The following is a 26607-nucleotide window of genomic DNA, read 5'->3' as shown; positions in this document are numbered from 1 at the left end:
CACCTGGAGCCGCACACGGTATCCCTTCGCCGAAACGCCGACAGCTGACCCAGCCCCGCCGGCCCCACGCGGTCGGCGTACCAGCGCCGGTCACCGCGCCAAACGGGCGGTCGAGGCGGGGCGGTCGGGCTGGAGCGGGGAGGTCCCCGGGCGGTGGGGTCGGGGCGACGCTCGTCGCCCCGACCCCACCCGCCGGAAACGAGCTGGGTCAGTCCTGGGTGGGGAAGCCGTACCGGGCGGCGTGCTCCGGATCAGTCGGGTCGATCTGGCGTACGCCGGAGTCGGCGAGGCGCTTGTTGACCTCGTCCAGCCGCTCCCGTACGAGCCGGGCCTCCTCCTCGGTGACCCGGCCCCGGTGCGGCCGGCCCGCGTGCTCGATGGTGCCGTAGTCGACCTTCTCGGCGGCGCGGCGGGTCTTCGGCGGGCGAACCCGCTCGGCGGTCCGCAGTAGCTGCGCCATCGGTGTGTCGGTGGCCATCGCGTCGAACTCGCTGGCGGTCAGGACGACCCGGCGTGGCTCGCCCCCACCGTGGCTGTCGTGGATCTCCACGATCGCGACATCCAGGGCCGCGTCGTCGATGTTCTCCACCTCGGCCGGGGTGGCGTCCAACTGTACGGGCCCGGCCACCAGGTCCGGATGCTCCAGGACGACCACCCGGGTGGTCTCGTCGTCGGGCTGGAGCACCCGGCCGCTGAAGTCGGAGACGCGGATCGTCTTCTTGCCCATGCGCGGAACTTCTCCTGTCGTAGGCCGGTCTGGAGGACCAGCAGACGTTACCCGACAGGTGTGCGAATGCCGGCGTCGGCTCGCCGGTCGGTGCGGGGCGGTGGTGTTGATCCCCGGTGCCGCCCCGGCGGGCCGACGGTTGGTCAGTGGGCGTTGGGGTCGCCGGTGGGCCGGCGGTTCAGCTCAACCCAGGTGAGCAGCGGCGAGGCGCGGGTGCCGCGGTGTGGTGGTTGGGCCGGTAGGCGCTCCGCGGCAATCCAGGCGGTGGGCCAGAGTGCCCTGGAGTCGTGGTGGCGGCGGTTCTGCGGCTGGTTCGGCATGGCCCCAGCGTGCCAGGGAATGGTGTACGTCTATTTAAGATAGTGGTAACAGTCGATGGTGCTGGTGCTAGGCGGTTCCCGGAAGAGGTAGCCGGATCTCGAACCGACACCCACCGCTGGTGTTGCGGACCTGCACCCGGCCGCCGTGCGCCTCGACCAACCCTCGGACGATCGCCAGTCCCAGCCCTCCGGAGCTGGCCATCTCCCCGGTGCTGGGGCGGGGGGTGCGGGCTCGCTCGCCGCGGAAGGCGACCTCGAAGACGCGGGGTAGGTCCGCCTCGGGGATGCCGCCGCAGGTGTCCGCCACGGCCAGCCACGCCCAGTCGGTGTCCGTCCCGGCCTCGACCCGGACGGTCCCCTCCGACGGGGTGTAGCGGACGGCGTTGAGCAGGAGGTTCCCCACCACCCGGGCCAGCTCGGGCTCACTGGCCAGGACGGTCGGCCAGCCCGAGTCGGGTGCCAGCAGGCGGACTCGGCAGGCGGCTGCCAGCGGTGCGGTGCTGGCGACGGCGTCCGACACGACATCGCCCAGGGGCACCGCCGACAGGGTCAGGCGCAGGGCGCCGGCGTTGATTCGGGAGAGCTCAAAGAGGTCGTCCACCAGCCGGGTCATCCGATCGGTCTCCACCCGGATCCGGCGGTGGTACTCGCTCACTGTCGCGGGATCGTCAACCACCCGGTCCTCCAGCGCCTCGGCCATCGCGCGCAGCCCGGCCAGCGGGGTCCGCAGGTCGTGCGACACCCAGGCGACGAGATCCCGCCGACCCTGTTCGATCTGGCGTTCCCGCTGCCGGGCCTGGTCCGCCCAGACCGCGGCGGCGGCCAGGCGGCGCCCGAAGAGCCAGCCGACCGTGAGGCTCACCATGGCCGCCGCCGCCACCGTGATCAGCACCACGTTCCGGTCATGCGGGGAGAGGAACATCTGGTCGGCGACCATGGCCACCGCGGCGACCACTGCGGTCACCGCGACGACCAGCAGGGTGACGATGTGTACGGTCACCGAGCGTCCGCGCAGCAGGCGCAGGGTGAGCGCGCCGACCGCGCCGACGCAGAGCGCCGGACCGAGTGCGAACGCGAAGATCAGCGCCAGGTCACGCATCGGTCGGCTCGTATCGGTAGCCGATGCCCCAGACCGTCACGATTCGGCGCGGGTTGGCGGGATCGACCTCCACCTTCTCCCGTAGCCGCCGCACATGGACGGTCACCGTTGACTGGTCGCCGAAGTTCCAGCCCCACACCCGCTCCAACAGCTCGGCCCGGCCCAACGCCCGGGCGGGGTGTCGCATCAGGTACACCAGCAGGTCGAACTCGCGCACGGTGAGGGTCAGTTCGTGGCCGTGCAGCCGGGCCATCCGGGGGCCGGTCTCGACCACGAGGGCGTCGTCGCGGAGCACGGTGGCCGGTGCCGTCCGGGGCTCACCGCTGCGCCGCAGTACCGACCCGACCCGCAGCACCAACTCCCTGGGCGAGAACGGCTTGCCGAGGTAGTCGTCGGCACCAAGCTGCAGCCCGAGGACACGGTCAGCCTCGTCGCCGCGCGCGGTGAGCATGATGATGGGCACCCCGCCCGGGGTGGCCCGTAGCCGCCGGCACACCTCCAGGCCGTCGAGCCCGGGCAGCATCAGATCGAGCACAACCAGGTCCGGCGGTTCGGCGGCGACCGCGGCAAGCGCCGAGTCGCCGTCCCCGACGTGCCGCACCTGGTAGCCGGCGTGAACCAGGTAGCGACAGACCACGTCACTGACTGTCCTGTCGTCGTCAACGACCAGTACCCGTTGCGTCACCGGGCCTCCCTCGTCGTTGCCCAGCGTAGCCGCGACGATCAGCTAAGATCTTGCGAGGCGGTTACGGCCGTCACCAGCGGCGGTGGCCCGCGACCCGTGGGGCACCCCGGCTGCGCGTACGGCGCGCGACGAGCAGGCCTCGAAGGAGTGCGATGGGCGGCCGTCGGCGTCACCTGCACCTGACCACCTGGCTGGGGCAGTGGCCGGCTGGCCCGGGGTTCGTCCCGTCGGCTCGTCCCGTCGGCTGGTCGCCCAGGCGGCGCGCCACGTTCTCACCGAGGGGGCGGCGCCGACGTACCTGCACAGTCGGCGGAACGCGGCGTCGGCCCGGGTGGCCGCGGCGGCCGGGTTCCCCGATCGGGCTGGCGGTCGTGTGGGGTCTACCCGGGCTGACCGGCCGACTCGTGCCACCGGGAGTGGGTAGGGCGCGGACCGGATTTCCCGGGCCGGAACCCCGGTCCGCGTCCTTCCCCCAGGCCCCCGCCGGCCGCCCGGGGGCGGATCGCCGGATGCAGTTGTGACGCTACGTATTTAGCGGCGGGTAGGCAAGGGGTGCTCGGAGGTGTTGGTGTGTCGAAAACTGGACTTTGACCTGCAGTAAAAGCTGCACGACCGGCTGAGGCGAACGGTGACGGAGCGTACTAGGCGATCTATTCCAAGGGATACGGGCAGCAGCTGAAGACGGGGGCGTGCGGCGTTGCCGGGGTGCGGGCTTCCGGTCGCGTGCCCGAGGCGGGTGACATCTCCTACGACTGCCCACTGTGCGGGGATCGGGCCCGGTAGGCGGCGAGCGGGGTGCCCGGCGCGACGCGGCGAATTCCTGGATCCGGTCTCATATGCTCCCTGCCTCCCCGTCGATACGGTCGACTACCCACTCCGTCGGTGGTCGTTACGCTACGGTTACCTCTTTCGTCGTTGCGCGTGGCTGGTTATGAAAAACTCGAGGACTGGCATGACTATGACCCGGCTCCCCGGCACCCCCCGCCTGTTGCGGGCACTCAATGACCGCGCGGCGCTGGAGTTGCTGCTGGAGCAGGGCCCGTTGACCCGAGCGCGGCTGGGCGAGCTGACCGGTCTGTCCAAGGTGACCGCCTCCCAGCTGGTCGAGCGGCTCGAGGAGCGGGGGTTGGTCGCGCGGGTCGGTGAGCAGGCGGGCGGGCGAGGTCCCAACGCCCAGCTGTATGCCGTCCGGCCGGGCAGCGCCCACGTGGTCGGGGTGGACTTCGGGGCCGAACGGGTGGTCGCTGCCTGTGCGGACATCACCGGGGAGGTGGTCGGCCGCTCCGAACAGTCAACTGGCGATACCGACGACCCGTTCGGCGTGGTGCACAACGCCGTCGTTGCGGCCGCGAGCAGCGCTGAGGCGCCGCTGTCGACCGTACGCCGGGTCGTCCTCGGCGCCCCCGGTCTCGTCAACCCGACCAGTGGTGACATCACGTTCGCGTTCAACCTACCGCGGTGGCACGCCGGCCTGCTCGGCGCGCTTCGGGACGACCTGCACACCCCCGTGGTCTTCGAGAACGACGTCAACCTGGTGGCGATGGCCGAGGCGCGGTCGGGAGCGGCGCAGGGCGTCGCTGACTTCGTCCTGGCCTGGGTGGATGCCGGGATCGGCCTGGCGATCGTGATCGGCGGGCGGCTGCACCACGGCAGCACCGGCGCCGCCGGAGAGATCGGCTGGCTGCCGGTGCCCGGGGTGCCGATCCCGCGTACCGCTGCCCTTCGTACGAAGCCTGCGTTCCAGCAGCTCGTCGGCGCGGAGGCGGTTCGCGCGCTGGCCCGGGAGCACGGGTATCCCGACGAGACGGCGGCCGGTGGGGTCTCCGCGGCGGTCGCCGACGGCGCGGCGGGTGCCCCGATGCTTGATGAGCTGGCCCGTCGGCTCGCGCTCGGCGTGGCCAGTACCTGTGTGGTGTTGGATCCGCCGCTGGTGGTCCTGGCTGGTGCGGTCGGCGGGGCCGGCGGGGCGGCGTTGGCCGAAAGAGTGCAGCGAGAGGTGGCGGCGATCGCTCTGGTCCGGCCGCGGGTGGTGCCGACCGGGCTGACCGAGGAGCCGATTCTGCGCGGGGCGCTGCACACCGCCCTGGCGGCGGCGCGGGACGAGGTGTTCGGCTCCACGACGAGCTGACCGGCGGGGACGGTGTGGCGGTGCGGTTGGTCGACGCTCCGTCGGTCGACCGCGCTTCGCTCCGGTAGCTCGACGTCGGGGGCCCGGGTGTGGCTCACCGGTGCGTGGTTGGATGGAGTCGTGACTGGTGCCTTGATCTCCGGCCTCTCCGGTGCCGCCCCCGCCTCCGTGGACGCGGATCTGGTGGTCAGCCTCGACGGCGTGACCGTGCGCCGCGCTGGTGCGGCCCTGCTGCACGACGTTGACTGGCAGGTCGAGCTGGACGAGCGCTGGGTCGTACTCGGTCCCAACGGCGCCGGTAAGACCACGCTGCTCAACCTGGCCGGTGGTCGACTGCACCCGACGGCCGGGCTCGCACACGTGTTGGGCGAGCTGCTCGGTCGTACCGACCTGACCGAGCTGCGGACGCGGATCGGGCTCTCCACCGCAGCGCTCGCCGAGCGGATCCCCACCGAGGAGCGGGTCGTGGACGTGGTGGTGACCGCGTCCTGGTCCGTGGTGGGCCGCTGGCGGGAGGAGTACGACAGCGGCGACGAGACCCGGGCCCGAGCCCTGCTCGGCCAGCTCGGCGTCGGTGACCTCGCGGACCGCCGGTACGGCACCCTCTCCGAGGGCGAGCGCAAGCGGGTGCAGATCGCCCGGGCGTTGATGACCGACCCGGAGCTGTTGCTGCTCGACGAGCCCGCCGCCGGGCTTGACCTCGGGGGCCGTGAGGAGCTGGTGGCCCGGCTCGCGGAGCTGGCGGCGGACCCGGATGCCCCGGCGTTGGTGCTGGTCACCCACCACGTGGAGGAGATCCCGCCCGGCTTCACCCACGCGCTGCTGCTGCGCGACGGGGACGTGGTGGCGCAGGGCCTGCTGGCCGATGTCCTCACCGGGGAGAATCTCAGCGAGACCTTCGGGCTGTCCCTGGTGCTGGAGCGGCACGGCGACCGCTACACCGCCCGCGCCGGTTAGGGCACGGACCGGCCCGCGCCGGGCCGTGACCGGGTGGGGATGCGGCCCCCGACCCGCAGAACCGGAGGTGCTCAATGCCACAGACCCGGGTGGTTGTCCTGGGTAGCGCCAACATGGACCTCGTGGCGACCGCTGCGGCGCTGCCTCGACCGGGGGAGACGCTGCTCGGCGCGGACTTCGTCATGGTGCCGGGCGGCAAGGGTGCCAACCAGGCCATCGCGGCGGCCCGGGCCGGCGCGGCCTGCACGTTCCTCGGCGCCATCGGCTCCGACGCCTTCGGCGTCACCCTGCGCGCCCGCATCACCGCGGCCGGAGTGGACACCAGCCAACTGCGGGTCGCGTACGGCGCCTCCGGGGTCGCCCTGGTGATGGTCAATGCCGAGGGGGAGAACGCCATCGTGGTCAGTCCCGGCGCCAACGCCACGATGACCGGGCTGACCGAGCCGGAGCTGACCGCGATACGTGAAGCGGATGTGCTGGTCGCCCAGTTGGAGATCCCGGTGGAGACAGTTACCGAGGCGGCGGTGGCGGCGCGGGCCGGCGGCACCCGCGTGGTGCTCAACGCCGCGCCCGCCCGGACCGTGCCGCCGGAGCTCTTCGCCGCCACCGACGTGCTGGTGGTCAACGAGAGCGAGGCGCAGACCTTCACCGGTCACGGCCGGGACAAGCCGCAGGCCCTACTGGAGCTGACTCCCCGGGCGGTGCTCACTCTCGGCGTCGCCGGCGCATGGTACGGCGACCGGGATGGCGGCGGGGTGCGCATCCCGGCGGTGCCGGTCGAGACGGTTGACTCGACGGCGGCCGGGGACGCGTTCTCGGCCGCGCTCGCGGTCGGCTGGGGGGAGGGGCGCGACCTGGTGGATGCGGCGCGGTGGGCGACGGGCGCCGGCGCGGCGTGCGTCCGGCGGCTCGGCACCTCGGTGGCGTTGCCCCGCCGGGACGAGATCGACGAGCTGTACCGGCCGGGCTGACTCTGCCCGCACCGCACGCCATGGCAGGTGGTCCGGTCGGGAGGTGCTGGCCGCCAGGTCACCGGTCGTGGGGCTGCTGTTCGACGGCGCGCTGCACGGCGCGGTAGATCTGGCCAAACCGGAGCGCGTCCGGCGTGCGTAGGAGCAGCAGCTCGTGGCCCTGCGCCTGCACCCACAGCTCGTGTACGCGGTTTCCCCGCTCGTAGGAGCGGTCCAGCCAGCCGAGCGGGATCTCCAGGAAGGGCAGCACGGCCAGCGCGAGTAGCAGGCACCCGGCGAGGGTGAGCAGCACCGGCAGCCACCCTCGCTCCGGCGCTGACCAGACCAGCGAGAGCGCGCAGACCACTGCCGCCAGGGGCGGCAGCGACAACAGCAGCACCAGGACACTGCGGCTGAGCAGCCGCCCGCGGACGGCGAGGGTGGTGCGCCCCTTCGTGTGCCAGACGTATCTGATCTCGGCTATCGGCACCCGGTGCCCGCCTGACCGGATCGCCTCGGAGGTCACCTGCACCGCGTCGTCCCGGTAATAGAGGGTCATCACTAACTCTAACCGAGGGTCGGTCGGTGCGGGTCGGTCCGATCGGGCCGGCCCCTACTGTGGCGCCGGGCCGCTACGGGCCGGTGGCGCGGGAGCGGCCCGGTCTCCCCGCCGGCGCGGTGGCTGGGGAGCCGGCTGGCTGGCTTCGATGGCGCGCTGTAGCGCTCGGTAGACCTGCCCGAACCGCACCGCGTCTGCGGTCGCCAGCAGCAGCATCGGCCGGCCCTGCCAGCGGATCCAGATCTCCAGCTGGCGGCTGCCCCGGGCGTACGAGCGGTCCAGGTGTTCGAAGAGAAAGTCGGCGACCGGCCCGACCGCGAGCCCGACCAGCACCGAGGCGCCGATGATGGCGATGGTGACGGTGGGGGAGTGGCCGAGCCAGAGCGCGAGCGCGATGCCCGCCGCAGCGGCGACCAGCGGACCAGCCAGGGCCGCGCCGATCGCGCCGCGGCCGGCCAGCACTCGCCAGGAGCGGCTGCCACGGTGGTGCCACACGGCGCTGATCTCGGCCAGCGGAAAGATCTGGTCCACGACCTGGACAGCCGTGGAGGTGACGTGTATCGATTTATCGTGATAAAGCGTGACCATCTCGGAACTCCCGGTGCCGGGGCTGGCGCCAGACTACGGCCCCAGCGCTCGGGCCGTAAGGTTGGCACGCGACTTCGACGAGGAAGTGAGGGACAGCGTGGGCGAGTTCGTGCGGCTGGAGATCAAGGACGGGATCGGCACCATCCGGTTGGAGCGGCCGCCGATGAATGCGCTGAACACCCAGGTGCAGGAGGAGCTGCGCGCCGCGGCGACCCAGGCGGGCGGCGACCCGGCGGTCCGCGCGGTCATCGTGTACGGCGGAGAGCGGGTCTTCGCCGCCGGGGCGGACATCAAGGAGATGGCCGACATGTCCTACGTGGACATGTCTGAGCGGGCGGTCGCGCTCTCCAGCGCGCTGGGGGCGATCGCCCAGATTTCCAAGCCGGTGGTTGCCGCGATCACCGGGTACGCCCTCGGCGGCGGCTGCGAGCTGGCCCTCGCCTGCGACTGGCGGGTGGTCGCCGAGGACGCCAAGCTCGGCCAGCCGGAGATCAAGCTCGGCGTCATTCCCGGCGCCGGTGGCACCCAGCGGCTGGCCCGCCTGGTTGGCCCGGCCCGTGCCAAGGATCTGATCATGTCGGGCCGGATGGTGGACGCGCCGGAGGCGCTCCGGATCGGGCTGGCCGACCGGGTGGTCCCCGCCGCCGAGGTCTATGCCGCAGCGGTGGCCCTGGTACAGCCGTACCTGACCGGGCCGGCGCAGGCCCTGCGTGCGGCGAAGCTGGCGGTCGACGGTGGCCTGGAGATGGATCTGGCCTCCGGCCTGGCCTGGGAGAGCCAGCTCTTCGCGGCGCTGTTCGCCACCGACGACCGGCGGGAGGGTATGGCGGCCTTCGTGGAGAAGCGCAAGCCGGACTTCACCGGACGTTGATCCGGGGCGTTCCCATCCCGGCTACCGCTGGGTAGCGTATGCCCGGATCTTCCGCGGGCAGGGGAGCTGGTCATGTCGGAGCGGATCGAGGGGCACGGCGGCGCACTCGCGCTGGCGGCGTTGCGGGCACACGGGGTGCGGGAGATGTTCACCCTCTCCGGTGGGCATGTCTTCCCGCTGTACGACGCCGCGTACCAGCTCGGGTTTCCGATCTATGACGTCCGGCACGAGCAGTCGGCGGTCTTCGCGGCCGAGGCGGTCGCAAAGCTACAGCGCCGCCCCGGCCTCGCGGTGCTGACCGCCGGTCCGGGCGTCACCAACGGCATCTCCGGGTTGACCAGCTCCTTCTTCAACGCGTCACCGATCCTGGTGCTCGGTGGGCGAGCACCACAGTTTCGATGGGGGGCGGGCAGCCTCCAGGAGCTGGACCACCTGCCGTTGGTGACCCCGGTGACGAAGCATGCCGAGACGGTGTTGCGCCCCGAGGACATCCCCCGGGTGGTGGGTGCCGCGGTGACCACGGCGCTCACCCCGCATCGTGGCCCGGTCTTTGTGGACCTTCCGCTGGAGGTGGCCTTCTCGGTGGCCGACGCCGACCTGCCCGCGGTCGCCCCGATCGCCCCGATCGAGGCGGACCCGGCGGAGGTGGCGAAGGCCGCTGACCTGATCGCCCGGGGTCAGCGCCCAGTGCTCATCGCCGGCTCCGACGTCTACGCCGGCGATGCCGTTGACCCCCTGCGCGCGGCGGCCGAGGCCCTCGCGGTGCCGGTCTTCACCAACGGCATGGGCCGGGGCGTGCTGCCGCCGGAGCACCCGCTCGCCTTCGCCGCGTCCCGTCGGGTGGCGTTGCAGCGGGCGGACGTGGTGGTGGTCGTCGGCACGCCGCTGGACTTCCGGCTCAATTTTGGCGACTTCGGTGCCGCGGCGGTGGTGCACGTGGTGGACGCGCCGGGTCAACGTGCCGGGCACCGCCAGCCGGCTGCCGCGCCGGCCGGCGACCTGCGACTGATCCTGTCCGCCTTCGCCGACCATCCCGGCCCCCGCGCCGACCACACGGAGTGGGTCGTCGAGTTGCGGGCCGCGGAGGACGCCGCCCGCACCCGCGACGCCGCGGAGATGGCGGCGGAGACCGACCCGATCCGGCCCGCCCGGGTCTACGGCGAGCTACGCCGGGTACTGGCCCGGGACGCGATCACCATTGGCGACGGTGGTGATTTCGTCTCGTACGCGGGCCGGTACCTGGAGCCCGCCCAGCCCGGCACCTGGCTCGACCCCGGTCCGTACGGCTGTCTCGGCACCGGGATGGGCTACGCCATGGGGGCTCGGGTGACCCACCCCGACCGGCAGATCTGCGTACTGATGGGGGACGGCGCCGCCGGCTTCTCCCTGCTGGACGTGGAGTCGCTGGTCCGGCAGCGGTTGCCGGTGGTGATCGTGGTCGGTAACAACGGCATCTGGGGGCTGGAGAAGCATCCGATGCGGGCGCTGTACGGCTACGACGTGGCCGCCGACCTTCAGCCGGAGCTGCGTTACGACCAGGTGGTCCAGGCGTTGGGCGGGGCGGGCGAGACCGTGACGAAGGCCGCCGACCTGGGGGCGGCGCTGCGGCGGGCCTTCGAGTCCGGGGTGCCGTATCTGGTCAACGTGGTGACCGACCCGGCTGATGCCTACCCCCGGTCGTCGAATCTCGCCTGAGGCGGGTCAGGACTCGGGCCGCTTCTGCTCACCGTCCCGGCGGCGAAGATCGTCCTCGCGGCGGCGCAGGTCCTCCTCCCAGCGGCGGAAGAGCTCCTGGTCGGCCTGGTTCTGGGTGCGTTCCTCGACCGAACGGAGAAACTCGGGGTCGTCGTCCGGAGCGATCGGGCGGCGCCGGCGCCCGGTGAGACCGTTGCCGACCGGCCGCCCGGCTCCTGGCTGACCGGCTCTGGCCTCGCGGCCGGCGACGAACCAGGCGATCGAGCCGACCAGGGGGAAGAAGAGGATGACCAGCACCCAGGCGATCCGGGGCAGGGCGCGGATGTCGCCCTCCTCGGCCGAGAGGCAGCTGATCAACGCGACGACGGCGAGGACGACCTGCGCGAGGAAGAGGAGAACGTACAGCCGAGCCATGACACCATCATGACGTACCCGTGGTTGTTGCCACACCCCGCGGCGGGCGCGACATTTACACTCCGTGATCATGGAGCAGCGGTTGACGGCCGAGGAGCGGCTGACCCTCAAGACGGGCGCCTTCGGCGCGGTTGCCCTCGTGTCAAATGTGGAGCCCGGTGTGCTGGCGCTGGTCCGGGAGAGCTTCGCCGCCTCCGCCGCGCTGGCTGACTCCAGCGGAATGGTCAAGGCGGTGCTGACCAGTGGTCCCCTGCCCCGGCTGCCGAGCAGGTCGGAGCGGGAGATCGAGTCTGTGGTGCTGCCGGCGCTGACCCGGGCGGTGGCGATCCTGCGGGAGAAGTCGCCGCAGGATGTGCGGACCTACCGGGAGGTGGTGTTGGCCGCTGCCGACCAGGCGGCCGGGGCGCACCGGGGCGTCACTCCGCAGGAGGCGGCGATGATTGAGCGCATTCGGGGTGCGTTGGCGGAGCCGGGCTGAGCCGCGCCCGGTGAGCTGTGTCACCATACGGGCGCCGGAGCTGGAAGCTACTTGTGGGTAACATGGCGTCGTGGGCAACCGCACAGCGCCCGCGGTTGACCGCGCGTTGAGTTACGCGGGAGGCTGCGCCCCAGACCGGGCGAGCGAATCGCACCAAACACAGGAGGGTCGTCGAAGCGCGATGAATATCGTCGTACTCGTCAAGCAGGTGCCCGATTCGGGCGCGGACCGCAACCTGCGTACTGACGACAACACCGTCGACCGCGGTTCGGCGAACAACGTCATCAACGAGATGGATGAGTACGCCATCGAGGAGGCGTTGAAGATCAAGGAGGCCCACGGCGGTGAGGTCACCATCCTGACCATGGGGCCCGACCAGGCGACCGAGTCGATCCGCAAGGCGCTCTCCATGGGCCCGGACAAGGCCGTGCACGTCCTTGACGACGCCCTGGCCGGATCCTGCGCGGTGACCACCTCCACGGTGCTCAGCGCCGCGCTCGGGCGGCTGAACGCCGATCTGGTGCTCTGCGGCGCTGAGTCCACCGACGGCCGGGTCCAGGTCCTGCCGCACATGATCGCCGAGCGGCTCGGCGTCGCCGCGCTGACCGGTGCTCGCAAGCTCACCGTCGACGGTGGCACGCTCACCATCGAGCGGCAGACCGAGGAGGGCTACGAGGTGGTCACCGCCGAGGCCCCCGCCGTGGTCTCCGTCTGGGACACCATCAACGAGCCGCGCTACCCCTCCTTCAAGGGCATCATGGCCGCCAAGAAGAAGCCGGTGCAGACCCTGCCCCTGGGTGACCTCGGTGTCGCTCCGGCCGAGGTGGGCCACGCCGGTGCGACCAGCGTCGTGCTGGAGCACAGCAAGCGCCCGCCGCGCTCCAGCGGCACGAAGGTCACCGACGAGGGCGCCGGCGGCACGCAGCTGGTCGAGTTCCTCGCCACCGAGAAGTTCGTGTGAGAGCAGGTCTGGACATGTCTGAGGTTCTCGTCGTCGTCGAAGCCACCCGGGAGTTCGGCGTCAAGAAGGTCACCCTGGAGATGCTCACCCTCGCCCGTGGCCTGGGTACGCCGAGCGCGGTCGTGCTCGGCGGCCCCGGCGCTGCCGAGGCGTTGAGCGCGAAGCTGGGTGAGTACGGGGCAGCGAAGATCTACGCCGCCGAGAGTGCGGAGATCGACGGCTATCTGGTCGCGCCGAAGGCCACCGTCCTGGCTGAGTTGGTTGGGCGGGTGCAGCCCGCCGCCGTGCTGCTCGCCTCCGCCCAGGAGGGCAAGGAGATAGCCGCTCGGCTCGCGGTGAAGCTCGACAACGGCATCCTGACCGACGTGGTCGGGCTGGACGCCGACGGCACCGCGACGCAGGTCGTCTTCGCCGGCTCCACCATTGTGAAGTCCAAGGTCACCCGTGGCCTGCCGCTGGTCACCGTTCGGCCGAACTCGGTCACCCCGGAACCGGCCGCGGCCACCCCGGCCGTCGAGCAGCTCACCGTCTCGGTCCCGGCCGCCGACAAGCTGGCCCGGGTCGTCAACCGGGTCGCCGAGCAGAAGGGCAGCCGTCCGGAGCTGACCGAGGCGTCGGTGGTCGTCTCCGGTGGGCGTGGGGTCGGCACCGCCGACAACTTCACGCTCGTCGAGGAGCTGGCGGACCTGCTCGGTGGGGCCGTCGGCGCATCCCGCGCCGCCGTCGACTCGGGCTACTACCCGCACCAGTTCCAGGTGGGCCAGACCGGCAAGACGGTCTCCCCGCAGCTCTACATCGCGCTCGGTATCTCCGGCGCGATCCAGCACCGGGCCGGCATGCAGACCTCGAAGACGATCGTCGCGGTCAACAAGGACGGCGAGGCGCCGATCTTTGAGCTCGCCGACTTCGGTGTGGTGGGCGACCTGTTCAAGGTCGTACCGCAGACCGCCGAGGAGATTCGCAAGCGCCGGTGAGCTGACTGCCGGACCAGCCAGTGCCGGGAACCCCGACGGGTTCCCGGCACTGGCTGGTCCGGGTCCGCCCACAACCGTACGATCGCCGCGTCAACCTGCGAGGATGGCCTGCGTGCCCCGCACGCACCCCGCCGAGGCAGGGAACGAGGAACGCGGATGCCGAGGACGCCCGACCAGGGCCACCACGCGTTGGCTTTGCACGAAGTCGTGCTGCTGCTCGAGACTGACACCGAGCGTGGCCTGAGTGACGCGGCGGCGGCTGACCGCCGGGAGCGCTTCGGGGAAAACGTCCTGCCGGCCGCCACCGGGAACGGCCTGCTCCGCCGGCTGCTCCGCCAGTTCCAGAACCCCCTCGTGTACGTGTTGGTGGGCGCCGGCCTGGTCACCTCGCTGCTCGCCGAGTACGTCGACTCGGTCGTGATCTTCGGTGTGGTCCTGGTCAACGCCCTGGTCGGGTTCCTGCAGGAGTCCAAGGCCGAGGCCGCGCTGGACGCGTTGCGGTCGATGGTGCGGACCGAGACCAGGGTGATCCGGGATGGTCAACCGCGGCGGGTGCCGTCGGCGGAGGTCGTCCCCGGGGACCTGGTGTTGATCGAGGCGGGGGAGAAGGTCCCCGCCGATCTGCGCCTGGCCCGGGCCGACGAGGTGCGGGCGGACGAGTCGACCCTGACCGGTGAGTCGCAGCCCGTCCGCAAGGACGAGGTCGTCGTCCCGGACGAGACGCCGGTGGCCGATCGCCGGAACGTGCTCTACTCCGGCACGCTCGTCACCAGCGGCTCGGCCGCCGGCCTGGTCATGGCCACCGGGGCCGAGACGGAGCTGGGTCGGATCCATCGCCTGGTCGGCAGCGCCCAGGTGCTGGACACCCCGCTGACGGCCAAGCTGGCCCGATTCAGCCGGCTGCTCACCGTCGTGATCCTGGTGCTCGCCGGGGTGGCCTTCGGAGTCGGCATCCTCCGGGGGGAGAGTGGCAGTGAGATGTTCACCGCCGCCGTGGCGTTGGCGGTGGGGGCCATCCCGGAGGGGCTGCCGGCGGCGGTGACGATCACGCTGGCGATTGGGGTTGGGCGGATGGCCCGCCGGCAGGCGGTAGTCCGGCGGCTGCCGGCGGTGGAGACGCTGGGTAGCACGACGGTGATCTGCACGGACAAGACCGGCACCCTGACCGAGAACCAGATGACGGTGCGGACGCTCTGGACGGTCGCCGGCCGGCACGAGGTCACCGGCAGTGGATACCAGCCATCCGGCGAGATCCGGGGGCCCGACGGCGAGGCCGCGCGGATCTCCGATGCCGGGGCGCTGCGCTGGTCGCTGCTGGCCGGGGTGGGCTGCAACGATGCCCGGCTGGCCGAGCGGGACGAGCAGTACGTGGTGCTCGGCGACCCGACCGAGGGCGCGATGCTGGTGGTGGCGGCCAAGGGCGGCCTGTGGGCGGCGGCTGTGGCCGACGAGCTGCCCCGGGTCGCGTCCATCCCGTTCACCTCGGAGCGGCAGTTCATGGCGACCCTGCACGACATCCGGGACGGCGGACGGGTGGTGCTGGTCAAGGGTGCGGTCGAGCGGCTGGTGGAGTGGAGCGTCGCGGCGCTGGACGAGCAGGGGCAACAGGTACCACTCGACCGGGACGAGGTGCTGGCCGCCGCCGGAGCGCTCGCCGGCGAGGGGCTACGGGTGCTGGCCACGGCGCAGGTGCGGCTGGACGGTGACGCCGAGCTGGCGGAGCAGGAGCTGCCCGGCAGCCTGGTCTTCACCGGCCTGCACGCCATGCTCGATCCGCCCCGGGCCGCGGTCGCCGATGCGGTCGCCGCCAGCCAGCGGGCCGGAATCTCGGTGAAGATGATCACCGGTGACCATCAGACCACCGCGAGCGCCATCGCCGGTCGCCTCGGGCTGCTGGACGCGGAGCCGGGGCCCGACGAGGTGCTCTCCGGCTCCGACCTCGCGCGGCTCTCCCCCGCCGACCGTCCGGCGGCGGTGGACCGGGCGGCGGTCTTCGCCCGGGTGTCGCCGGAGCAGAAGCTGCGGCTGGTGGAGGCGTTGCAGGCCGATGGGCAGGTGGTCGCCATGACCGGGGACGGCGTCAACGACGCGCCGGCCCTGCGGCAGGCCGACATCGGGGTGGCGATGGGGCGCAGCGGTACGGAGGTGGCCAAGGAGGCGTCGGACATCATCCTCACCGATGACGACTTCACCACGATCGAGGCGGCCGTCGAGGAGGGGCGGGGCGTCTTCGCCAACCTCACCAAGTTCATCACCTGGACGCTGCCCACCAACACGGCGGAGGGCATGCTGGTCCTCGTCGCCATCGTGCTCGGTACCGCGCTGCCCATCCTGCCCAGCCAGATCCTGTGGATCAACATGACCTCGGCGGTGCTGCTCGGCCTGACGCTCGCGTTTGAGCCGAAGGAGGACGGGATCATGTCCCGGCCGCCCCGAAATCCCGCTCAGCCGCTGCTGACCAGCGCTTTGGTGGTGCGGATTCTGCTCGTGTCCGCACTCGTCGTGGCGGGCGCCTGGTGGGTGTTCGAGTGGGAACTGGGCAGCGGGGCGGAGCTGGCACAGGCCCGTACGGCGGCGGTGAACCTCGTCGTCACCGTGCAGGTCTTCTATCTGTTCAGTTGTCGCTCGTTGCGCCACTCGGCGTGGCGGCTGGGACTGTTCACCAATCGTTGGCTGATCGGTGGGGTGCTGCTTCAGGCCCTCGGCCAGATGGCGCTCACCTACCTGCCGGTGCTGAACACGTTGTTCCGGACGGCGCCCATCGGCCTCGGAACGTGGCTACGGATCCTGGGTGTCGCACTCGTGGCCGGTGCCGTGGTGGGACTCGACAAGCGGTTCGGCTGGTTCGGCCGCCGGCTCGGTTGAGCGGCACCGGCTCCCGCGCGGCGCGACTCTGCCGGGGAGCCGGCCGGCTTCCGGCTGACGCCGATCCGGTCGTTAGGCTGAACCTGATGGCTTATCTGGATCATGCGGCGACCACTCCGATGCTCGACGTGGCGTTGGCGGCGTACGTCGACACCGCCCGCGAGGTCGGCAACGCCTCCGCCCTGCACGGAGCGGGCCGCCAGGCCCGCCGCCGAGTGGAGGAGTCCCGCGAGCGGGTGGCCGCCGCGCTGGGTGCCCGCCCCGCCGAGGTGATCTTCACGGGGGGTGGCACCGAGAGCGACAACCTCGCGGTCAAGGGCATCTTCTGGGCCCGCCGGTCGGCCGATCGTCGGCGAACTCGGGTGGTGTCCAGTGCGGTGGAGCACCACGCGGTGCTCGACGCCGTCGACTGGCTGGCCGCGCAGGAGGGCGCCGAGGTGAGCTCGCTTCCGGTCGACGCCCTCGGCCGGGTCACCCCGCAGCGGCTGCACGCCGAGTTGGCCGCCGCCGCCGACCAGGTGGCGGTGATCACGACAATGTGGGCCAGCAACGAGGTGGGTACGGTTCAGCCGGTCGCCGAGTTGGCCGCGGTGGCTGCCGAGCACGGGGTGCCGCTGCACACCGACGCGATTCAGGCGGTCGGCCAGGTGGTGGTGGACTTCGCCGCCAGTGGCGTCTCGGCGCTCACCGTGACCGGGCACAAGCTCGGCGGGCCGGCCGGGGTCGGCGCCCTGGTGCTCGCCCGGGATGTCGCCGTGACCCCGCTGCTGCACGGCGGTGGCCAGGAGCGGGACGTCCGCTCGGGGACCCTGGACACGGCCGGAATCGTCGCGTTCGCGGTCGCCCTGGAGACGGCGGTCCGGCACCAGCAGGAGTACGCGGCCCGGGTCACGGCCCTCCGGGACGACCTCGTGACGCGGGTGCGGCAGGCGGTGCCGGAGGCGGTACTCAACGGTGACCCGAACGATCGCCTGCCCGGCAACGCCCACTTCTCCTTCCCGGGCTGTGAGGGCGATGCGCTGTTGCTCCTACTCGACGCACAGGGCATCGCCTGCTCCACCGGCTCGGCGTGCTCGGCGGGGGTCGCCCAGCCGAGCCATGTGCTGCTCGCGATGGGCGCCGACAGCGCCCGGGCCCGCTCCTCGCTGCGCTTCACCCTCGGCCACACCAGCACACCGGAGGAGGTTGACGCGCTGATCGCGGCCCTGCCGGAGGCGGTCGACCGGGCCCGGCGGGCCGGTAGCCTCCGCGCTTCGCGCTGACCCCATCGCCGCACAGCGACAGCGACTCGCTCCGGAGGCGCCGTCCGGGAGGGCGGGCGCGCTGGGTTTGGGGGCGGCGGCCGGGGTGGTTACGCTCGTCCGGGCACCACCACGGTGCCCGACGGTGTGGGGAAGGTGGTCGGGGTGCGGGTGCTGGCGGCGATGTCGGGCGGCGTGGACTCCGCGGTCGCGGCGGCGCGGGCCGTCGAGGCGGGGCATGACGTGACCGGGGTGCACCTGGCGCTGGCCCGCAACCCACAGACCTATCGCACCGGCGCCCGGGGCTGCTGCACGCTGGAGGACTCCCGGGACGCCCGCCGGGCCGCTGATGTGCTCGGCATCCCGTTCTATGTGTGGGACATGGCCGAGCGGTTCCAGGCCGACGTGGTGGACGACTTCGTCGCCGAGTACGCGGCCGGCCGTACCCCGAATCCCTGCCTTCGCTGCAACGAAAAGATCAAGTTCGCCGCGGTGCTGGACCGGGCCGTGGCCCTGGGCTTCGACGCCGTGGTCACCGGCCACCACGCGCGGCTCGGCGCCGACGGTTTGCTGCGCCGTAGCGTCGACCTCGCCAAGGACCAGTCGTACGTGCTCGGCGTGCTCACCCGCGAGCAGCTAAGCCGGTCGATGTTCCCGCTGGGGGATTCGACGAAGCCGCAGGTCCGAGCGGAGGCAACCCGGCGCGGCCTGGCGGTGGCCGACAAGCCGGACTCGCACGACATCTGCTTCGTCGCCGACGGGGACACCCGGGGTTTCCTCGCCCAGCGGCTCGGTGCGGCGCCCGGCGATGTCGTCGACGCCGCCACCGGTGAGGTGGTGGGCCGGCACACCGGGGCGTACGCCTACACCGTCGGGCAGCGACGCGGGCTGCACCTGGACCGCCCGGCCCCGGACGGTCGCCCCCGCTACGTCCTGTCGATCACCCCGAAGACCAACACGGTGACGGTGGGCCCGGCCGAGGCGTTGGCGGTGTCCCAGGTGCAGGCACGGCGTCCGGTGTGGACTGGCGGGCCCCGGCCGGCTGCTCCGGTCGAGTGCGAGGTGCAGCTGCGCGCGCACGGTGACGTGGTGCCCGCGACCGTGGCGGTGACCGGCGACGGGCTGCGGGCCGAGTTGCATCAGCCGGTCCGCGGAGTGGCGGCCGGCCAGGCGATCGTGGCCTACCGCCCGGATCCGGCGGGCGACGTCGTACTCGGCTCCGCCACCATCGCGGCCTGACCCATCCGGGTGGCCCGGCGGCGGTCGGGCGCGAATCCGATAGTCTTCGACCGTGAGTGATCAGCCGTGGCCGTGGCCCGCGGGTGCGGCGACCGGTGTCGGGTCGCTCCCCGGCACCGACATCGCGGAGGCCCAGCGGATCTCCCTCGGTGAGCTGCCCCTCCTCCCACATCTGCCCGAGTTGCCCGCCCGTGGCCCGGGCGCGGAGGTGATCGGCCGGACCGCCGGGTTGCTGGTGGAGCTACCGGTCGAGCTCTACGCCGCCCGGTGGCGCGTCGCCTCCCGCCCCGGTCGGGACCGGCGCCGGGCCCGGGACCTGATGGAGCGGGATCTGGACATCCTCGCCGCGCAGGCCGAGGCGTACGCCGGGCCGATCAAGATCCAGGTCGCCGGGCCGCTGACCCTCGCCGCGGCGGTGGAGCTGCCGGTGGGCGGCCGGTTGGTCCGCGATCCCGGTGCGGTGCGGGACCTGGCCGGCTCCCTGGCCGAGGGGGTACGGGAGCACGTCGCTGCCGTCGCGCGTCGGCTACCGCGGGCCTCGGTGCTGCTCCAGCTGGACGAGCCGTCGTTGCCGGCGGTGCTCGCCGGGCGGGTGCCGACCGAGAGCGGGTTCGGGACGTATCAGCCGGTGGAGCCGGGCCGGGCCCGCGGCCTGCTGCGCGAGGTCGTCGCCGCCGCCGACGTCCCGGTCGTGGTGCACTGCTGCGCCCCGGACGTGCCGCTGGAGTTGATTCGGGAGGTCGGTGCGGTCGGTGTGGCCCTCGATCTCGACCTGGTCACCGACCTGGATCCGCTGGGCGAGGCGATCGACGCCGGGCTGGGCCTACTGGCCGGTGCCGTGCCCACGGGGCCGGCGGCGGCCGGCAAACCACCGACGTCGGCGCAGGTCGCCGAGCGGGTCCGCCGGCTCTGGGACCGCCTCGGGTTCCCCCGCCGGGGGCTCGCCGAGCAGGTTGTCATCACGCCGGCCTGCGGGTTGGCGAACGCCACCGGAGGGCACACCCGAGCGGTCCTCACCGCCTGCCGGGACGCGGGACGGCGGTTACGCGAGCAGGGGTGAGTGCGCCCGGTCTGCGGGTGCTGCCTGACCCGGGCGACCGCCCCGCCGGTACTCGACGGCCAGCGCGACCACGCCGTTGCTGGCGCGGGCGGGTGGGCGGCGCAATGTCTCACCGCCCCGATACGGTTCCCGGGTAGTGGGGAGAATGGGAGGTCAGGGCGATGTCCGAGGATGCCATCGGCCAGCAGGTTTCTGCTGCGCAGGAGGCGGCGGCCGGCGCGGAGCCGACCCCGGTGGCGCGCGAGCGGCATGCGACGCTCAGCCGGGAACTGACCGAGCACCAATACCGCTACTACGTGCTCGACGCGCCGACCATCTCCGACGCGGCCTTCGATGAGTGGCTGCGGGAGCTGGTGGCGCTGGAGGCGGAGTACCCGGCCCTGCGCACGCCGGACTCACCGACGCAGCGGGTGGGGGGCGCCTTCTCCACCGACTTCACGCCGGTGGCGCACGCTGAGCGGATGATGTCGCTCGACAACGCCTTCTCCGACGAGGAGCTGGCGGCCTGGGCCGAGCGGGTCGAGCGGGATGCCGGTGGCCCGGTTCCCTACCTCTGCGAGCTGAAGGTGGACGGCCTCGCGATCAACCTGACCTACGAGCAGGGGCGCCTGGTCCGAGCGGCCACCCGCGGGGACGGCCGCACCGGCGAGGACGTGACGGCGAATGTCCGCAGCATTCGGGACGTGCCGGGGGAGCTGACGCCGTCGGCCGAGTTTCCGGAGATCCCCGGTTTCCTGGAGGTCCGCGGTGAGATCTACTTCCCGGTCGCCGGCTTCGCGGATCTGAACGCCGGGCTGGTCGAGCAGGGGCGGGCACCCTTCGCCAACCCGCGCAACGCGGCCGCCGGCAGCCTGCGGCAGAAGGATCCCCGAGTCACCGCGTCCCGGCCACTGCGGCTGGTCGTGCATGGCTTCGGGGCCCGCCGGGGCTGGGCGCCGGGCACCCAGTCCGAGTCGTACGCGGCGTTGCGGGCCTGGGGGCTGCCGACCAGCGACCGGTGGCGGGTGGTGCCGGGGCTGGCCGGTGTCGCGGAGTACATCGCGCACTACGCCGCGCACCGGCACGATGTCGAGCACGAGATTGATGGCGTGGTGGTGAAGGTTGACCCGGTGGCGATCCAGGGCCGGTTGGGTTCGACCAGCCGGGCCCCGCGTTGGGCGATCGCGTTCAAGTACCCGCCGGAGGAGGTCAACACCCGGCTGCTCGACATCGATGTGAACGTCGGGCGCACCGGCCGGGTCACTCCCTTCGCGGTCCTGGAGCCGGTCCTGGTGGCCGGGTCAACGGTGGCGCTGGCCACCCTGCACAACGCCCGCGAGGTGGAGCGCAAGGGGGTGCTGATCGGCGACACGGTGGTGATCCGTAAGGCCGGTGACGTGATCCCCGAGGTGCTCGGCCCGGTGGTCGAGCTGCGCCCACCGGAGGCTCGGCCGTTCGTGATGCCGAGCAGGTGCCCGTGCTGCGACACCCCGCTGGCTCCGGCGAAGGAGGGCGACATCGACATCCGTTGCCCCAACCCGCGTAGCTGCCCGGCCCAGCTCCGGGAGCGGGTCTTCCACCTCGCTGGGCGGGGGGCCTTCGACATCGAGGTCCTGGGCTACAAGGGGGCCGCCGCGTTGCTCGACGCCCAGATCATCACCGACGAGGGCGATCTGTTCACCCTGGACACCGCGCAGCTGGCGCGATCCCCGTTCTTCGTCAACAAGGACGGCAGCCTCGGCAGCAATGCCGTCAAGCTGCTGGAGAACCTGGCCGTTGCCAAGGAGCGCGAGCTCTGGCGGGTGCTGGTGGCGCTCTCCATCCGGCACGTCGGCCCCACCGCGGCGCAGGCCCTGGCCTGGCACTTCCGGTCGGTCGAGGCGATTGACCAAGCCGGCGAGGAGGAGCTGTCGGCTGTTGACGGAGTCGGGCCGACCATCGCGGCGAGCGTCTGGGAGTGGTTCGCCGTGGACTGGCACCGCGAGGTGGTGCGCAAGTGGGCCGAGGCCGGGGTGCGGATGGCGGAGGAGGCCGTCGAGCAGGGGCCGCGCCCGCTGGAGGGGGTGACCGTGGTGGTGACGGGGACGCTCGCCGGCTTCTCCCGGGACCAGGCGGCCGAGGCGATCAAGTCTCGCGGTGGCAAGGTCACCGGCTCGGTCTCGAAGAAGACAGCCTTTGTGGTCGTCGGTGACAACCCGGGGACGAAGGCGGAGAAGGCGGCGAGCCTGAAGGTGCCGGTGCTGGACGAGGAGGGCTTCCACACGCTGCTCGACGCGGGCCCCGAGGCTGCTCGCGCGGTGGCCCAGGTCGAGGGCTGACCGGCGGACGCGGGCGCGTATACCAACTTAATTACGACTACGACCGATTCGTGACTGTCGTACGGGGAATTCCGGCTCCTGGGGCGTTACATGGGGGACACGGCGTACGCATGGGTGCGCCGACCTGACCCGCGGGAGGTGTGATGGCGACGGCCGACCCGCGCAACTTCGTTCCACCAGGACGGAGCGCGCCGTTCTTCGCCTTCGTGGCGGTGGTCCTCGCCGTGGCCACGCTGACGTCGGCGGGTCCGTTGCTGGCCCTTCCCGACCAGGTGTTCCGGCTGCCCGCCGCGTTCTGGACCATGGCGGTGCTGGCGGTCGCCGGGGACGCCCGGCCGTTCGTCCCGCCGGGGCGGCGGCAGTCGTCGGCGGTCTTTCCGTCCACCTGTTTCACCTTCGCCATCCTGCTCGGCTGGGGGCTGGGCCCGGCGGTCGCGGTGCAGGTGGTGGCGGTCGTGGTGTCCGGGGTCCGGACGGGGCACGCAAGCTGGCGAATCGCCTTCAACGCCGGCCAGTACACCTGCGCCCTCGCTGCCGCTCATGTTCTCATCGGCCTCGGCCCGGGCGACCTCTTCGGTGCTGGGCCGCTGAGCTGGACCGACGTGGCTGCGGTCAGCGGCGCGATGCTCGCCTGGTTCGTGGTCAACAACGGGCTGGTCAACTCGGCGGTGTGGCTGCGCTTCGGGACTCGTCGGCGGCAGGGGATGGGCTTCGAGCTGCTCGCCACCGGTTCGCTGCTGCTCCTTGCGCCGGTGCTGGTAACCGCGGCCCAGGCGAGTGCAGCGCTGGTCCCGCTGGTGGTGGTGCCGCTGTTCGCGGTCTACCAGATGGCCCGGCTCAGCAGCGAGCAGCAGCAACTCGCCGCCCTCGACCCCCTCACCGGCCTGGCCAACCGGAAGGCACTGGTCGCCGAGGTCGGCGAGCAACTCCACCAGCACGCGGAGCGGGCGGCGGATGGCTCGGCGCCGGCCCGACTGGCGCTGCTGCTGCTCGACCTGGACCGGTTCAAGCACGTCAACGACGCGCTCGGGCACGCCGTCGGCGATCGCCTGCTGGTCGAGGTGAGTGCCCGGCTGACCGAGGTCGCCGGCGGGGACCTGGTGGCCCGGCTCGGCGGGGATGAGTTCGCCATCGTGCTGACCGGGCTGACCGATGTCGCCGAGGCGCGCGAGCGGGCCGACCGGGTGGTGGCCGCGTTGGCCGAGCCGGTCACGCTGGACGGGCTGCCGCTGGATGTCGGCGGGTCGATCGGGGTCGCGCTCTTCCCCGACCACGGCGAGGACTTCACCACCCTGATGCGCCACGCCGACGTGGCGATGTACGACGCGAAGCAGCGCAGCGACACGGTCGCCGTCTATGTGCCCGAGTCCGACCACAACTCGGCCGAGCGGCTGGGTCTCCTCGCCGACCTGCGTCGGGTCCTCGCCTCCGGGCTGTGCCCGGAGGCGGACGGCGGCGGGGCGGACCCGGGGCGCAACGGTTCGGCGCTCCCGGTGATCGGCGGTGACGGCGCGGTGCTACCCCGCACGGGCGGGCCGAACCCGGGCCGATGGTCGCGGTGGGGCCGACGGCAGCGCGTACATCTGGTCCACTCCGACGAGCTGATCCAGCGGATCGTCACCGCGGCCGACCCGACTCGCCACCACACCACCCTCGGCCCGGCCGCTCCGCTGGCCCCCGGCGGGACCGTGGATCCGCTCGCCGCCTCCGCCGACGGAGCCGGGGCGCCGGAGCTGCGCTCAGCGGTGGGGCGCACCGGCGGGCTGGCTGACCCGGCCGGCGCGGGTGAGATCACCATGTACTACCAGCCGCAGGTCGCCATCGCGACCGGGGAGGTGGTCGGGGTCGAGGCGCTGCTGCGCTGGCGCCACCCCCGGCGCGGGATGGTCGACCCGGAGGAGCTGATCCGGGTGGCCGAGCAGAGCACGGTGATGCGCCTGCTCACCTTCCGGGTCATCGACGACGTGGTGACGCAGCTGGCGCGGTGGCAGGCGGCGGGTGTGGTCCTCCGGGCCGCCGTGAACGTCAGCGTCCGGGACCTGCACACCGAGGAGATCGCCGACCGGATCGCGGAGCGGCTCGCCCGGCACGGCGTACCACCACAGCACCTCCAGCTGGAGATCACCGAGGGGGCGCTGATGGCCGACCCGCGGCGGGTGCTCGCCACCATCACCCGGCTGCACCGGCTCGGCGTGGGGATCGCCCTGGACGACTTCGGCACCGGCTTCTCCTCCCTGCAACACCTGCGGCGGCTACCGCTCTCCGAGGTGAAGGTGGACCGCTCCTTCGTGCTTGGGATGACCGAGGACGCCGACGACGCCGCGATCGTTACCTCGGTGGTCGAGTTGGCCCGGGCGCTCGGGCTACGGGCGGTGGCCGAGGGGGTGGAGGACGAGCGGACCTGGCGGATGCTGCACGCGATCGGCTGCGACGCCGCGCAGGGCTGGTTCTATGCCCGGCCGATGCCGGCCGAGGAGCTCGTCGCCTGGCTGGCCCGGCATCGTCCGGTACGCCCGACGGCGGGGCCGGAGGCCGCCATCGGGCAGCGCCCCGCCCGTTGACCGTCAACCACCCGCCGGCCCCGCTGTCGAGGGGGGAGTCGAGGCAGCGGCGCCGGGCGGGAGCAATAGACTCGCTGCGGTCACCGCGGGTAGCGCAGCACGCCCGCGGTCGGCGCGGACAGATCAGCAGGACAGCCACGAAGGGGGCACCGATGGCCGCCATCTCCCGCGAGGAGGTCGCGCACCTGGCGCGACTGTCGCGGCTCGCCGTGACCGAGGAGGAGCTGGATACCCTCGCCGGTCAACTCGACGTGATCCTCCAGGCAGTTGCCCAGGTCGGCGAGGTCACCGCGGCGGACATTCCGCCGACGTCGCACTCCGTGCCGCTGACGAACGTGTTGCGCGACGACGTGGTGGCGTCGTGCCTGACGCCCCAGGAGGCGCTGTCGGGCGCGCCCGACGCCGCCGAGCAGCGGTTCCGCGTACCGCGGATCCTGGACGAGGATGTGGCTTCATGACCGACCTGACCAGCTTCTCCGCCGCTGAACTCGCCGGCCTGGTGGCGCGGGGTGAGTCCTCGGCGGTCGAGGTCACCCAGGCGCACCTGGACCGGATCTCGGCCGTTGACGACCGGGTGCACGCCTTCCTGCACGTGGACACGGAGGGTGCCCTCGACGCCGCCCGCGACGTGGATTCGCGCCGCGCCGCCGGCGAACCGCTCGGCCCGCTGGCCGGTGTGCCGGTGGCGGTCAAGGATGTGCTCACCACGAAGGGCGTACCGACCACGGCCGGGTCGAAGATCCTGGCCGACTGGCGCCCGCCCTACGACTCCACGATCGTGCGACGGCTGCGGGCGGCCGGCACCGTGATGTTGGGCAAGACCAACATGGACGAGTTCGCGATGGGCTCCTCCACCGAGTACTCGGCCTTCGGGCCGACCCACAATCCGTGGGACCTGAGCCGGATCCCGGGCGGCTCCGGCGGCGGCAGCTCGGCCGCCCTGGCCGCGTACGAGACGCCGCTGTCGATCGGGTCGGACACCGGCGGCTCGATCCGTCAGCCCGGGGCGGTCACCGGCACCGTTGGCGTCAAGCCCACCTACGGGGGGACCTCCCGGTACGGCCTGATCGCCTTCTCGTCCTCGCTGGACACGCCCGGCCCCTGCGCCCGTACGGTGCTGGATGCCGCGCTGCTGCACGAGGTGATCGGTGGCCACGACCCGCTCGACTCGACCTCGATCCCCGCGCCGGTGCCGGATGTGGTGGCCGCCGCCCGGCTCGGTGCCAGCGGTGACCTGACCGGGGTTCGGCTGGGTGTGGTCCGGGAGTTCGCCGGGGAGGGAGCCGAGCCGGGCGTGCTGGCGGCGTTCCGGGCGGCGGTGGAGACGCTCACCAAGCTGGGCGCCGAGGTCGTCGAGGTCTCCTGCCCACACTTCCAGTACGCGCTGCCGGCCTACTACCTGATCGCCCCGAGCGAGTGCTCGTCGAACCTGGCTCGCTTCGACGGTGTCCGGTTCGGCCTGCGGGTCGGTGACGACGGCATCCGGTCGCTGGAGGAGGTCATGTCGGCGACCCGGGAGGCCGGTTTCGGCCCGGAGGTCAAGCGCCGGGTCATGCTCGGCACGTACGCCCTCTCGTCGGGCTACTACGACGCGTACTACGGTCAGGCGCAGAAGGTTCGCACCCTGATCAGTCGGGACTTCACCACCGCCTTCGACCAGGTCGACGCCCTGATCTCGCCGACGACGCCGTTCGTCGCGTTCCAGGTCGGGGCGCGCACCGCTGATCCGTACCAGATGTACCTGGCCGACCTGTTCACCATTCCGAGCAACCTGTACGGCGGGCCGGGCATCTCGGTGCCCTGTGGCCTCGCCGACGGGCTCCCGGTCGGTCTGCAGGTCATGGCACCGACGATGGCCGACGACCGGATGTACCGGGTCGCGGCCGCGCTGGAGAGCGCCGTCGGCCCGTTCACCCCACCGGCACTGTGAGGCAGGAG

The 26607-nt window shown here is 72.3% G+C and carries 23 protein-coding genes and 2 pseudogenes; 17 read left to right on the top strand and 8 right to left on the bottom strand.

The features are described 5' to 3' along the window. Nucleotides 1–208: 208 nt before the first annotated feature. From SALPAC6_RS0112750 to SALPAC6_RS0112735, 4 genes are all read right to left on the bottom strand, one after another. Complete coding sequence (locus tag SALPAC6_RS0112750; RefSeq protein WP_018253799.1) at nt 209–727, bottom strand: hypothetical protein; 519 nt, start codon at nt 725–727, stop codon at nt 209–211. Nucleotides 728–870: 143 nt separating this feature from the next. Further along, on the bottom strand, nt 871–1047 hold the full coding sequence (locus SALPAC6_RS29690) for a hypothetical protein (protein WP_018253798.1): 177 nt from the start codon (nt 1045–1047) through the stop codon (nt 871–873). Nucleotides 1048–1114: 67 nt separating this feature from the next. Then, nucleotides 1115–2146, bottom strand: coding sequence for a sensor histidine kinase (locus SALPAC6_RS0112740; RefSeq protein WP_018253797.1), 1032 nt, complete (start codon nt 2144–2146; stop codon nt 1115–1117). Further along, nucleotides 2139–2831, bottom strand: a complete 693-nt coding sequence (locus SALPAC6_RS0112735; RefSeq protein WP_018253796.1) for a response regulator transcription factor — start codon at nt 2829–2831, stop codon at nt 2139–2141. Before SALPAC6_RS0112735 ends, SALPAC6_RS0112740 begins: the two co-directional genes overlap by 8 nt. A gap of 229 nt (nt 2832–3060) precedes the next feature. Between SALPAC6_RS0112735 and SALPAC6_RS30155 the strand changes: the two are divergent. Then, nucleotides 3061–3224 (top strand): annotated as a pseudogene (locus tag SALPAC6_RS30155) (GNAT family N-acetyltransferase); the annotation flags it as partial. A gap of 297 nt (nt 3225–3521) precedes the next feature. Here SALPAC6_RS30155 and SALPAC6_RS31225 read toward each other — a convergent pair. Further along, nucleotides 3522–3667 (bottom strand): annotated as a pseudogene (locus SALPAC6_RS31225) (glycoside hydrolase family 3 protein); the annotation flags it as partial. Nucleotides 3668–3783: 116 nt separating this feature from the next. On the opposite strand from SALPAC6_RS31225, the gene SALPAC6_RS0112730 reads away from it, so the two are divergent. From SALPAC6_RS0112730 to SALPAC6_RS0112720, 3 genes are all read left to right on the top strand, one after another. Further along, entirely contained in the window at nt 3784–4959 is a 1176-nt protein-coding gene (locus SALPAC6_RS0112730; protein ID WP_026189620.1) for an ROK family transcriptional regulator, read from the top strand. Nucleotides 4960–5046: 87 nt separating this feature from the next. Continuing rightward, entirely contained in the window at nt 5047–5916 is an 870-nt protein-coding gene (locus tag SALPAC6_RS0112725) for an ABC transporter ATP-binding protein (RefSeq protein ID WP_018253794.1), read from the top strand. Between the two features lie 74 nt (nt 5917–5990). After that, on the top strand, nt 5991–6887 hold the full coding sequence (locus SALPAC6_RS0112720) for a ribokinase (RefSeq protein WP_018253793.1): 897 nt from the start codon (nt 5991–5993) through the stop codon (nt 6885–6887). Nucleotides 6888–6945: 58 nt separating this feature from the next. Here the strand turns inward: SALPAC6_RS0112720 and SALPAC6_RS0112715 are convergent, their stop codons facing one another. Together SALPAC6_RS0112715 and SALPAC6_RS0112710 are read right to left on the bottom strand one after the other, a co-directional pair. Then, complete coding sequence (locus tag SALPAC6_RS0112715; RefSeq protein WP_018253792.1) at nt 6946–7425, bottom strand: DUF6232 family protein; 480 nt, start codon at nt 7423–7425, stop codon at nt 6946–6948. Nucleotides 7426–7479: 54 nt separating this feature from the next. Beyond that, a complete protein-coding gene (locus SALPAC6_RS0112710; protein ID WP_020493582.1) occupies nt 7480–8013 on the bottom strand; it encodes a DUF6232 family protein in 534 nt (177 codons plus the stop codon). 97 nt (nt 8014–8110) lie between these two features. Between SALPAC6_RS0112710 and SALPAC6_RS0112705 the strand changes: the two genes are divergently transcribed. Next, nucleotides 8111–8884, top strand: coding sequence for an enoyl-CoA hydratase/isomerase family protein (locus SALPAC6_RS0112705; protein WP_026189619.1), 774 nt, complete (start codon nt 8111–8113; stop codon nt 8882–8884). A 72-nt stretch (nt 8885–8956) separates the two neighbouring features. Continuing rightward, nucleotides 8957–10579 (top strand): acetolactate synthase, encoded by a 1623-nt coding sequence (locus tag SALPAC6_RS0112700; protein ID WP_018253789.1) that lies wholly within the window; start codon nt 8957–8959, stop codon nt 10577–10579. Nucleotides 10580–10585: 6 nt separating this feature from the next. Here the strand turns inward: SALPAC6_RS0112700 and SALPAC6_RS0112695 are convergent, their stop codons facing one another. Beyond that, a complete protein-coding gene (locus SALPAC6_RS0112695; RefSeq protein WP_018253788.1) occupies nt 10586–10993 on the bottom strand; it encodes a PLD nuclease N-terminal domain-containing protein in 408 nt (135 codons plus the stop codon). Nucleotides 10994–11057: 64 nt separating this feature from the next. Here SALPAC6_RS0112695 and SALPAC6_RS0112690 point away from each other — a divergent pair, with 64 nt between their 5' ends. From SALPAC6_RS0112690 to gatA, 11 genes are all read left to right on the top strand, one after another. Further along, nucleotides 11058–11471: a hypothetical protein gene (locus SALPAC6_RS0112690; RefSeq protein ID WP_026189618.1), complete on the top strand. Its 414-nt coding sequence runs from the start codon at nt 11058–11060 to the stop codon at nt 11469–11471. A gap of 181 nt (nt 11472–11652) precedes the next feature. Further along, on the top strand, nt 11653–12432 hold the full coding sequence (locus SALPAC6_RS0112685; protein WP_018253786.1) for an electron transfer flavoprotein subunit beta/FixA family protein: 780 nt from the start codon (nt 11653–11655) through the stop codon (nt 12430–12432). A 14-nt stretch (nt 12433–12446) separates the two neighbouring features. Beyond that, a complete protein-coding gene (locus SALPAC6_RS0112680; protein ID WP_018253785.1) occupies nt 12447–13406 on the top strand; it encodes an electron transfer flavoprotein subunit alpha/FixB family protein in 960 nt (319 codons plus the stop codon). 156 nt (nt 13407–13562) lie between these two features. After that, nucleotides 13563–16271, top strand: a complete 2709-nt coding sequence (locus SALPAC6_RS0112675) for a cation-translocating P-type ATPase (RefSeq protein ID WP_020493581.1) — start codon at nt 13563–13565, stop codon at nt 16269–16271. An 86-nt stretch (nt 16272–16357) separates the two neighbouring features. Continuing rightward, the gene (locus SALPAC6_RS0112670; RefSeq protein ID WP_026189617.1) at nt 16358–17533 is read left to right on the top strand and encodes a cysteine desulfurase family protein; all 1176 of its coding nucleotides are present in this window, start codon (nt 16358–16360) and stop codon (nt 17531–17533) included. Nucleotides 17534–17677: 144 nt separating this feature from the next. Beyond that, entirely contained in the window at nt 17678–18751 is a 1074-nt protein-coding gene (gene mnmA / locus SALPAC6_RS0112665) for a tRNA 2-thiouridine(34) synthase MnmA (protein ID WP_188115254.1), read from the top strand. A 52-nt stretch (nt 18752–18803) separates the two neighbouring features. Further along, on the top strand, nt 18804–19811 hold the full coding sequence (locus tag SALPAC6_RS0112660; RefSeq protein WP_018253781.1) for a uroporphyrinogen decarboxylase/cobalamine-independent methonine synthase family protein: 1008 nt from the start codon (nt 18804–18806) through the stop codon (nt 19809–19811). 161 nt (nt 19812–19972) lie between these two features. Continuing rightward, a complete protein-coding gene (ligA, locus tag SALPAC6_RS0112655; RefSeq protein ID WP_018253780.1) occupies nt 19973–22108 on the top strand; it encodes an NAD-dependent DNA ligase LigA in 2136 nt (711 codons plus the stop codon). Nucleotides 22109–22251: 143 nt separating this feature from the next. After that, nucleotides 22252–24669 carry a putative bifunctional diguanylate cyclase/phosphodiesterase gene (locus SALPAC6_RS0112650; protein WP_018253779.1) on the top strand — a complete coding sequence of 806 codons (2418 nt, stop codon included), beginning with the start codon at nt 22252–22254 and terminating at the stop codon, nt 24667–24669. Between the two features lie 152 nt (nt 24670–24821). Next, nucleotides 24822–25127, top strand: coding sequence for an Asp-tRNA(Asn)/Glu-tRNA(Gln) amidotransferase subunit GatC (gene gatC / locus SALPAC6_RS0112645; protein WP_018253778.1), 306 nt, complete (start codon nt 24822–24824; stop codon nt 25125–25127). Beyond that, a complete protein-coding gene (gene gatA / locus SALPAC6_RS0112640) occupies nt 25124–26599 on the top strand; it encodes an Asp-tRNA(Asn)/Glu-tRNA(Gln) amidotransferase subunit GatA (protein ID WP_018253777.1) in 1476 nt (491 codons plus the stop codon). Before gatC ends, gatA begins: the two co-directional genes overlap by 4 nt. Nucleotides 26600–26607 lie beyond the last annotated feature (8 nt).

Origin of the sequence: Salinispora mooreana, from assembly GCF_000379065.1 — a bacterium.
GTDB classification, from domain to species: Bacteria; Actinomycetota; Actinomycetes; order Mycobacteriales; family Micromonosporaceae; genus Micromonospora; species Micromonospora mooreana.
Note: the sequence above shows the minus strand (reverse complement) of the source record. Positions and strands in the feature narration are given on the sequence as shown.